The sequence below is a fragment of the Pseudomonas emilianonis genome (assembly GCF_023072625.1).
Lineage (GTDB): Bacteria > Pseudomonadota > Gammaproteobacteria > Pseudomonadales > Pseudomonadaceae > Aquipseudomonas > Aquipseudomonas paraveronii.
In genome coordinates, this window is sequence record NZ_JAKNRV010000215.1 from 1 (window position 1) to 8,944 (window position 8,944).

The following is an 8,944-nucleotide window of genomic DNA, read 5'->3' on the forward strand; positions in this document are numbered from 1 at the left end:
AGTGATCTCCGAGAATTACCTGGTGCAGGGCGGTAAAGCATTGTACTACCTGGACGCGATCGCCGAGCGCTACCCGCTGGTGATGCACGGTGTGTCCCTGTCCATCGGCGGGCCCCATGCCCTCGATGGCCGACGGCATCATGGATGCCGCCGTGCTGGTGCGTTACGAGAGCGCCCTGCGCCCGCCGGAAAAACACTGGGCCCCGTGGCTCGACGAACAGCGCAACAAGATCCGCCGTAGCCTGGCGGAGCTGGAAGCGGATGCGATTGCCGAACTGGCCAGCCACTTCGATATTGCCGCGATCAGCGTGGCCTGCGCCTTGGGTTACCTGGATTTCCGCCACCCGGACCTGCAATGGCGCGACGCCAACCCCCGGCTTGCCGCCTGGTACGCCGAAGTCAGCCAGCGGCCTTCGATGCTTGAGACACAGCCACCCGTGTGATTGCGCGAGTCTAGTGTGGCGAGGGCGCTTGCTCCCGCTTGGGCGCGAAGCGCCCCTGCAGTCCAACGGGAGCAAGCGCCCTCGCCACACAAAACAACTGGTTAATCCGCACGACCAGTTCTGCTCGCACCCGCTGATCCTCACGCAACCCGATCATTGCACCGCCTCCAGATCAAATGCCAACGGCTCAGCCGCCTTGCGCTTGCCCACGCCGTACCAATCCAGTTTGCGTGTCAGCACCATCACCGTGCCCAGCAGGCCGAACAGCAGCAGCGAGCCCATCAGCAGCGCGTAGTCCTCGGCACTCAACAACCCGTACAACAAGCCATACAACGCCGCCAACCCTGCCGAGAACCCCAGGCCATTGGCGACGCTGCGCAGCACATGGCACACGTAGAAACCAATCAACAACACACAGGCACTGGCGGAGATCAGGTACGCCAAGGCAAAGCCCAGGTGCTCGGACAACGACAGCAACAGCAGGTAGAAAAACGCCAGGGCAACACCCACCAGGGCGTACTGGATCGGATGCACCGCCAAGCCCTTGAGCACTTCGAACAGGAAGAAACCGGCAAAGGTCAGGGCGATGAACAGCAGCGCGTATTTGATCGCGCGGTCGCTCTTGAGGTACTGGTCCACCGGGTCGATGAAGTTCACCCCGAAACTGCGGTTATTGAAGTCGTCACAGCCGCGCTCGGTCAGGCAACTGCGCAGGGCCTCTTCGAGGTTGGTGGAGAAAAATGAGGTCTGCCAGTTGGCACTGAAGCCCTTGTCGGTGACTTCCCGCTGCGCCGGCAGGAAGTTGCCGATAAAGCTCGGGTGCGGCCAATTGGAGGCGAGTGCGACCTGGCTGGTCTTGCCCACCGGCACCACTTGCAACTGCTCGGTGCCTTGCAGGCGCAGGTCGAAGGCGAAGTCCAGCGCGGCCGGTTTTTTGCTGTCCTGCGTGGGGAGCGCCACATGCACGCCCTCGCCCAGCCACTCCACCTGGGTGCCTGGCGAGAACTCCAGACGCTGGCTGCCCAGCTCCAGTGTCAGCGCGTTTTCGATGCCGCGAATATCGCTGATACCCACCGCCAGAAACGCCGGCTCAAAGCGATAATCGGCGAAATCCTCCTTAATCCCCCATTGCTCGGGCAACGCAAAGCGTCCGCTGATGCGGTTGTCGGCATGGAACAGCCGTGCCTGGTAAATCCCGCGCGCACGCAGTTCGGTTTGCACCCGGCCGTCGAGCTCAAAATGCTCCGGCAGGAAATACAGACGACCGCGCACTTCACGGGTTTCCTCGTAGCGCTTGTTGAGTTTTTCATTGAGCTTCCACTCGCGGACGGTCTTGCGGTACGGCACCACCATCACCGGGCCGGTGAGGCGCTGGCTGTAGCTGGAGCTGCGGGCGATGTCCATCAGGACACTGTCGCGCGTGTATTGGCGGTCGGCGATGAGGCCGTTGATCATCAGCAATGGAATCAGCAATAGCAGGATCAATAGCGCAATCGCGCCCAGTTTGAAAAGCAGGCTGCGGTTCATGGGACTCTCCCTGTTTGGATGGGCAGAGCGTGAGCCGCGCGTGTGGGGGATTTATGTGGGCACTGTGGAGACTGTGTGGAGATGCAGCACCACTTGCACGCCACCTTGCACATTGCCGATCTGCAAGGTGCCGCCGTGCAGCTTCATCACTTCCTCGACAAAGTTGAGGCCCAGCCCGGTGCTCTTGCGCCCGCTGGCCGGGCGGGGCAGCGAGTAGAAGCGCTCGCTCAGGCGCGGCAAGGCATAGTCGGGAATCGGCGCGGCCTGGTTGAACAGAATGACCTGCACGTCGTTGTGCCGGGTCTGCGCGCTGAACCGCAACACCCCGCCCGCCGGTGTGAAGTCCAGGGCGTTGTCGAGCAGATTGCCCAGGGCCTGGCGCAGCAGGAACGGTTCGCCGAAGACCTCCACCTCAGCGCCGATCATTTGCTCGACGTGTAAGCCGGCGCCTTCGATGCGCGCGCATTGGGCCTTGAGCACATCGTCGACCAACGCGGCCAGCGACAGACTCGCCTGCTCCTCCAAGCCCTGTCGTTGCTCGACTTGCGCCAGGTTCAGCAAGCGCTCGATCAACTGCTGCAGGCGCTTACTTTCACTGTCGATATTGCCGACAAAGCGCTGTTGCTGCTCGCGGCTCATGTCGCCCTGCAACAGCTCCGCCGCGCCGCGAATCGCCGCCAGCGGGCTCTTCAATTCGTGGGTCAGGGTGTGGACGTAATGCTCCACATAAGCCTTGCCCTCCAACTGTGTCCGCATGTGCTCCACGGCGGTGGACAACTGCTTCAGCTCGCCGCCACGGTAATGGGGCAATTCGGCGCGTCGACCCTCGCTGACCGCCTCGGCATACGTGGTGAGCCGCCGCAGTGCCACGCTCAACCACCACGACAACAGCGCGCCGAGCAGCAGGCCGAGGACCACCAGCCCGGCGCCGTACCACAGCAAACGCCGCTCGGTGCGGTCGATATAGGGTTGCAGCGAACTGTTCGGCTTGGCCACCGTGACCACGCCGATGATCTGGCCGTTGTCGCGAATCGGCGCGCCCACGTGCATCACCGACGAGGCCGGGTCATCCGGCGCGCTGCGGGTGGAACGTGCGCCGTATTCGCCGCGCAGGGTCAGGTACACGTCGTTCCATTTCGAATAGTCCTGGCCCACGGCTTCGCCGCTGGAGTCGAGCAACACCGTGCCGTTGGCGTCGGTCACGTAGATGCGGTGGTTGACCTGGTTTTTCGGCAGGCCCCAGATGGTCGCGCCCGGCTGGCGGGTGCCGTAGGCCTTGAGCAGCTCCGGCCAGTGGCTTTGGCCGAGGGTGCCGTGCTTGACGTCATTGCGCAGGATTTCCGCCAGCAGGTTGGCGGTGTCCACCAGGGTTTCCTCGGTGGACTGGCGCACGCCGGGGCGGATTTCCTTCATCACGGTGCTTAGCACGAAGTAACCGGTGAGGCCGATAAACAGCGCGTAGACCATGAAAATCCGCAGCCCCAGGCGCATCAGCTATGGCTCGGGCTGTAGCTGTAGCCCAGGCCGCGATGGGTCTGGATCGGTTCGGCCTGCGCCGCCACGCTGCGTAGTTTGCTGCGCAGGCTTTTGATATGGCTGTCGATATTGCGCTCGTAACCGGCATCGGCCGGCACGCCGACCGCGTCCAGCAGTTGTTCGCGGCTGAACACACGCTCGGGCTGTTCCAGCAGGCTTTGCAGCAGGCGGAACTCATGGCGGGTCAGGCTCAGTGCCAGGCCCCGGTAGCTGATCTGCATGCGCTCCAGATCGACCTGGAACAACGCCGGTGCGACACCTTGGCCGACACGTTTGAGGATCGCCCTGACCCGCGCCGCCACTTCGCGCGGGCTGAACGGCTTGACCACATAATCGTCGGCACCGATCTCCAGCCCGACCACGCGGTCGATCTCGCTATCGCGGGCACTGAGAAACATCACCGGCACTTCACTGAAACGCCGCAGTTGCTTGCAGGTTTCAAAGCCGCTGATGTCGGGCAGGCCGATGTCGAGGATGATCAGGTCGGCCGGCGTCTGGCGCTGGTAGGCCAGCGCCTCCTGGCCAAGGCTCAGCCAGGTGGTGGAAAAGCCCTCGCCTTGCAGGGCGAAGACCAGCGTGTCGGCTATCGCCGCTTCGTCTTCGACAATCAGGATGTGCGGCATGGCGGTCCGTCAGCAGTCCGGTTTGTCAGCGGTGTAGCGACGCGCCGGGTTCACCGCGGCGCCGAACTCACGCAGGGCCTTGGCGCCGATCAGCAGCGGGTAGTTGAAGCTGCTGCGGTCGGTGAGGTTGACCTCGACGGTGCGCTTGACGTTGCCCAGGCACATTTCCAGGTCGATCACCGGGCGCTTGGCCACGGTGGCTTCTTCCTTGTCCTCGTCTTCGTCGGCGCGGCTCTTGATCTTGCTGATGCGCGCCACCTTGTGTTCGTAGACTTTGTTGCTGGCGTCCTTGCCACCAACGCGAAAGCGCACCCAGTCGTCGCCGTCACGGGTGAAGGTCTCGATGTCACGGGCCGACAGCGAGGCGGTCAGCGCGCCGGTGTCCATCTTGGCCTTGAAGGTTTCGCCGATCTCCGGCAACTGGATGTATTCGTAGCGACCGTAAAGAGTCGGTTCGGCGGCCATGACGGGCAAGGCAGCCAGGGCGAGCGAGGCAAGGAGCAGTTTCACGAAGTGATTTCCTCGGAAAGAAGTAGGCGAATTCTAGACCGCAAAGGCAGCACTTAGTTAGTTCTACGACCATACCCGGCACTTTGTGAAACATTCGTCGGGCGATTTGCTGTTCAAGCGCCAGCCGGTGACGGTGGTCAACTACCTGGAAGGCACACGGTTCAGCGCGGCCAAGCGTGCCCAGCAACACTCACCGTTTACCCGCCTGCTCAAGCCCAAGGCCGGTGGCGTGGCGTTCGTATTGGCGGCGCTGGGCGAACAACTGGACGCGGTGCTCGACGTGACCGTGGTCTATCCGCAAGCGAAGATTCCCGGGTTCTGGGACTTGATCAGCGGCGCGGTGCCGAAGGTGATCATCGACATCCGCCCCCGCGAACTGGACCCGGCGCTGTGGCAGGGGGATTACGAAAACGACCCGGCGTTTCGCCAGGTCGTGCAGAACTGGGTCAACCAGCTCTGGAGGGAGAAGGATCAGCGGATTCAGCAACTGCGAGGCGCAACCACTGGAGCCTGATAGGCAAAGTAACCGTTACGAACGCTTAGGCCACGTGGCCGAATTATCGCCGGTGCGCCATTGGTGCTGTCTTTCGATGGTGTCGTGATTGTTCACCGCATCAGCCTGCTCCTGGCTCGCGTGGACAGGCGCTTTTTCTTGCTCAGCAGCAGCGGGCTTATGGGTCGTTGCCTGGAGATACGCAGCGTTAGCAAGAGTGCTGAAGGTGTTAGCGATGTTCATGGACGATTCCTACCTAACTGGATTGAAGAATCCACTCCAGGACGGTTAATTTTCCTGGAGCGGTCTGCGTAGGTGGTGAAGCGTCCCACACGGTTCCTCGAGAGCTGTTGCGCCGTATTGCCAAAAAGGTGCTGAGCAAATGCCGTCAACGTCCTTAGCTACCGGTGCCCCAAGCCTGGGCCAGTTTGCCCAGCAGCGAACTGTTGGCACCCTGGCCGCCCAGGTATTGCAGGATCACCGGGGCAAATTGGCCGACCATGCCGCTGTCCATGCCCAGCGCGCTGAACGCGGTGTTCAGGTCGTTGGTGTTCTTCACGTTACCCAGCAGGCCGTCCAAGCCGCTGGTCTTGCTGCCACCGCTCTGGCCAAGCATCCCGCTCAAGGCGCCGAGGCTGCCCAACGCATTGCTGCCCGACAGTTGATCGAGGCCCGGCACGCTTTTGCCCAGTTGCGAATAGTCGGAGCCACTCAATTGGTTCTTGGCCAGGCCGAGCATGGCGCCGGTGCCGCCGACGGCTTGCTCGGGGGTTACATTCAATTGTGAGGTCAGGGCACTCAGCAAGCCGGCCGTCTCGGACGACGGCGCGGCGGCAGCGGCTTTGTTGTTACCGCCCTGCATGCCGGAAATCGCATTGGCCGCGTCGCCAAGGCTGAATCCGGCGGCGAACACCGGGCCGGCTGCCAGGGTCATCAGGCAGGAAAGGGCGAAACCGCGTGAAATCTTCATCGAAACAACCTCAGGATGTAGGGGTAAAAGCAGGCGTTTGACTGGCCTTTGCGTCACTTGTTCCAAACCCGCTCCGGAACCCAACTGCGATACGCCGGTCCATGAACTGACTACAAAATTTGTCAGGAAGCGACTTATGACTGCGATCCAACCCCAAGTGATTGATCACAAGCCTTCATTCTGGAGCCGTCCGCGCCTGTTCATAGGCGCCTGCGCAGTCGTGGCTGCCGGCGTCGGCGCCGCACTCTACACCCAGGACACCGTCAAATCCGCCGCCACGCTGGTGACCACCACCCAGCAGCCGGCGGCGCAGATCATGGCCCACAAGGACTACCTGGAAGTGCAGCCGATTGCCTCGACGGCGCCCGCTCCTGATCAAAGCCTGGAACTGTGGGCGATTCCCGAAGACGGCACACCGGTGTCCCTCGGCCTGTTGCCCGAAGATGGCAAAGGCATCATCGGCTTGAACCCACGCCAGCAGGAATCCATCAGCAAACCGGTGGATTTGATGGTGAGTTCGGAAACCAAGGGTGGGTCGGTGAGCAAGCAACCGACGGGGCCGACGGTGTATCAAGGCGCGCTGGCGACTCGCTAAGCCACAGGCACCACAAAACCCTGTGGGAGTGGGCTTGCCCGCGATAGCGGAGTTTCAGTCAATGTTGCAGGGACTGTCACACCGCTATCGCGGGCAAGCCCACTCCCACATTTGATCTTCGGCGCCCAGGCGACTTGCTCCCGGCGAAGGATGGCGCTTATAGTTCGGCGGTCGTCCACATGGCGATACGGGTTTGGCGACTCGATTGAAGTAAGGCATGCAAAAGCACCTGCTCCTTTGCAGGTTTTTTTGCACCCGCGATGCTGTCCTTTATGGCGGCTGTGCGTGGGAGACCCTCGGGTCTGCCGGCTTTGCCTCATTTCACCGGTTCGCCAACCTGCGTACAGCTGCCACCCATTCGTTTGGCGACGTGTGAGTGGTAGCCCCATTCTCTGAAATGAAGGTTAAAACATGAACCGATACATGCCGCTCACCGGCCACGACAGCACCACCCCTTCCCTGCTCATTGACACCCAAGTCCCCCTCGACGTCCTCCACGACGCCGCCGTCTACCGCATCCGCGCAGTGACCCAAGTCATGGAAAACCTGGCGTTTCGCGAAGGCCTGCAAACCGACACGATCGTCCTACAGGACTTCGCCCTGCTTTGTGCCATTCCGTTGCGCGATGGGTGCGATTTGCTGGATGTGATCAGCCGGCGCTTGCAGGCTTAAACACCAGAGGCAAAAGGGGCGACGCCCTGTCGCCCGTTCTCCTGCCTAGGGTAAGCAATTCTACGGAACCGGAACATCGTGACAGCTCATTCAAAACAGCCTCTCACAGGCTCACCCAGACAGGAGCTGTAACGATCATGATCGGATTGATACCCAACCTTTTCTCAGGCTTCAACCTCTTCAGCGCACAGCAAAAACATACACCCGCCGCGAAAGACCGAGCCTCACCAACCCTGGCCGCCGATATAGACCAGTGCCCCGCCCCCAGCGACATCCAATCCAAAGCCTACACAGACCCCGCCCTGCCCCCACCGTATGGCGAAGGCTATCAATACACCGCCAATGCCAATGGCAAAACGTGGTCAGGGCAAACGGCAGGGACCAACGATGACTATCTGGACTCGGAATATGCACTAAAGGCAGAAGCCATCAACGAACGGGACGACAAGGTTCATTGTGATTACGGTGCAAAGCGCTTGATAAAAAACGGTGAGGGGGTCGACCCCTACCTGCGCCTCACAACGCTCAAATGACTAACGTATTGTCAGCGTCCGCCTGGAGCTATTTAGCCCATGCCTGAAACGCCAACAACAGATACAACCAAACAAAAAGAAATATCCCCCATGCAAAAAAGCCATAGCCAACTGTCAAATCTCACAGTATCAACAGCCAACCCGTCTATCTAGAATCGAGTTTCCAAATCAATCCGGGACATTGAGATGAACTCTAAACTTACGTTGGGAATGTTGGCCATCATGGCTTTTACTGGGAGCGCTTATGCTGCGGATATCAGTATCTGCCCAAAAGTCGAGGACATAACGGCAGTTCCTTTCAAAGACACTGACCCCGTCGTCGCGACTGAGAAAGTCAAAGACGCCGTAAGAGGAGAATTTGCCAATGCATTTAAATACACAGCCTCCTCTGGCGGAAAACAATGGACAGGTGAAGTACACGGATCCAACGACACTTACCTTGAAGACAAGTACGAACTAAAAGCAGAGACTGCTCAGGAGGCTAACGGAAAACTATTCTGCAACTACGGCGGAAAAACAATTGAAGTACCGTGGACAAATGAGAAGGGCGAGCCAGAAACTATAAAATCGACCGCTAACCTTAGACTCTCGACCCCACTCTAATTGATAAGGGCGCCCGTCGGGGCGCCCTATTTTCTGCTCTGGCATTTACGCCGCACTGAACAACTTATGCGGATCAATCACAAACTTCTTCGGCACACCCGCATCAAACTCGCCATACCCACGCGGCGCGTCATCCAGGCTGATCACCTCAACCCCCACGATGTCGGCAATGTGAATGCGGTCCCACATGATCGCCTGCATCAGTTGGCGGTTGTACTTCATCACCGGCGTCTGCCCGGTGTGGAAGCTGTGGGATTTAGCCCAACCCAAGCCAAAGCGAATGCTCAGGCTGCCCATCTTCGCAGCGGCGTCGACGGCGCCTGGATCTTCGGTAACGTACAGGCCGGGGATGCCGATCTTGCCCGCCACGCGCACCACGCCCATCAGCGAGTTGAGCACGGTGGCCGGGGCCTCCGCCTTGGCGCCGTCATGGCCGTGG

At 60.5% G+C, this 8,944-nt stretch carries 10 protein-coding genes and 4 pseudogenes; 7 read left to right on the top strand and 7 right to left on the bottom strand.

The window, feature by feature from the left end:
- Positions 1-127 (top strand): annotated as a pseudogene (locus L9Z73_RS19575) (multinuclear nonheme iron-dependent oxidase); the annotation flags it as partial.
- Positions 117-443: pseudogene (locus L9Z73_RS19580) on the top strand (glutathione S-transferase C-terminal domain-containing protein); the annotation flags it as partial. The pseudogenes L9Z73_RS19575 and L9Z73_RS19580, both read left to right, overlap by 11 nt.
- Before the next feature lie 153 nt (positions 444-596).
- On the opposite strand, the gene creD reads toward L9Z73_RS19580, so the two are convergent.
- Genes creD through L9Z73_RS19600 form a run of 4 tightly spaced genes read right to left on the bottom strand, consistent with a single transcriptional unit; the run spans position 597 to position 4,639 of the window.
- A complete protein-coding gene (gene creD, locus L9Z73_RS19585; protein ID WP_247404309.1) occupies positions 597-1,970 on the bottom strand; it encodes a cell envelope integrity protein CreD in 1,374 nt (457 codons plus the stop codon).
- A 51-nt stretch (positions 1,971-2,021) separates the two neighbouring features.
- Positions 2,022-3,461 carry a two-component system sensor histidine kinase CreC gene (gene creC, locus L9Z73_RS19590; RefSeq protein ID WP_247404313.1) on the bottom strand — a complete coding sequence of 480 codons (1,440 nt, stop codon included), beginning with the start codon at positions 3,459-3,461 and terminating at the stop codon, positions 2,022-2,024.
- Positions 3,461-4,129 carry a two-component system response regulator CreB gene (gene creB, locus L9Z73_RS19595; protein WP_247404318.1) on the bottom strand — a complete coding sequence of 223 codons (669 nt, stop codon included), beginning with the start codon at positions 4,127-4,129 and terminating at the stop codon, positions 3,461-3,463. Before creB ends, creC begins: the two co-directional genes overlap by 1 nt.
- A gap of 9 nt (positions 4,130-4,138) precedes the next feature.
- Positions 4,139-4,639, bottom strand: a complete 501-nt coding sequence (locus tag L9Z73_RS19600; protein WP_247404321.1) for an ATP-dependent zinc protease family protein — start codon at positions 4,637-4,639, stop codon at positions 4,139-4,141.
- Positions 4,640-4,751: 112 nt separating this feature from the next.
- On the opposite strand from L9Z73_RS19600, the pseudogene L9Z73_RS19605 reads away from it, so the two are divergent.
- Positions 4,752-5,153 (top strand): annotated as a pseudogene (locus L9Z73_RS19605) (acyltransferase); the annotation flags it as partial.
- Positions 5,154-5,168: 15 nt separating this feature from the next.
- On the opposite strand, the gene L9Z73_RS19610 reads toward L9Z73_RS19605, so the two are convergent.
- Together L9Z73_RS19610 and L9Z73_RS19615 are read right to left on the bottom strand one after the other, a co-directional pair.
- Positions 5,169-5,375, bottom strand: coding sequence for a hypothetical protein (locus L9Z73_RS19610; RefSeq protein ID WP_247404323.1), 207 nt, complete (start codon positions 5,373-5,375; stop codon positions 5,169-5,171).
- A gap of 154 nt (positions 5,376-5,529) precedes the next feature.
- Positions 5,530-6,102 carry a DUF2780 domain-containing protein gene (locus L9Z73_RS19615; RefSeq protein WP_247404327.1) on the bottom strand — a complete coding sequence of 191 codons (573 nt, stop codon included), beginning with the start codon at positions 6,100-6,102 and terminating at the stop codon, positions 5,530-5,532.
- A 136-nt stretch (positions 6,103-6,238) separates the two neighbouring features.
- Between L9Z73_RS19615 and L9Z73_RS19620 the strand changes: the two genes are divergently transcribed.
- From L9Z73_RS19620 to L9Z73_RS19635, 4 genes are all read left to right on the top strand, one after another.
- The gene (locus L9Z73_RS19620) at positions 6,239-6,697 is read left to right on the top strand and encodes an anti-sigma factor domain-containing protein (RefSeq protein WP_345894175.1); all 459 of its coding nucleotides are present in this window, start codon (positions 6,239-6,241) and stop codon (positions 6,695-6,697) included.
- 411 nt (positions 6,698-7,108) lie between these two features.
- Entirely contained in the window at positions 7,109-7,369 is a 261-nt protein-coding gene (locus L9Z73_RS19625; protein WP_247404332.1) for a hypothetical protein, read from the top strand.
- 137 nt (positions 7,370-7,506) lie between these two features.
- Positions 7,507-7,902, top strand: a complete 396-nt coding sequence (locus L9Z73_RS19630) for a hypothetical protein (RefSeq protein WP_247404335.1) — start codon at positions 7,507-7,509, stop codon at positions 7,900-7,902.
- Between the two features lie 186 nt (positions 7,903-8,088).
- Entirely contained in the window at positions 8,089-8,505 is a 417-nt protein-coding gene (locus tag L9Z73_RS19635) for a hypothetical protein (protein ID WP_247404338.1), read from the top strand.
- Between the two features lie 45 nt (positions 8,506-8,550).
- Here L9Z73_RS19635 and L9Z73_RS19640 read toward each other — a convergent pair.
- Positions 8,551-8,944, bottom strand: a pseudogene (locus tag L9Z73_RS19640) (formaldehyde dehydrogenase, glutathione-independent); the annotation flags it as partial.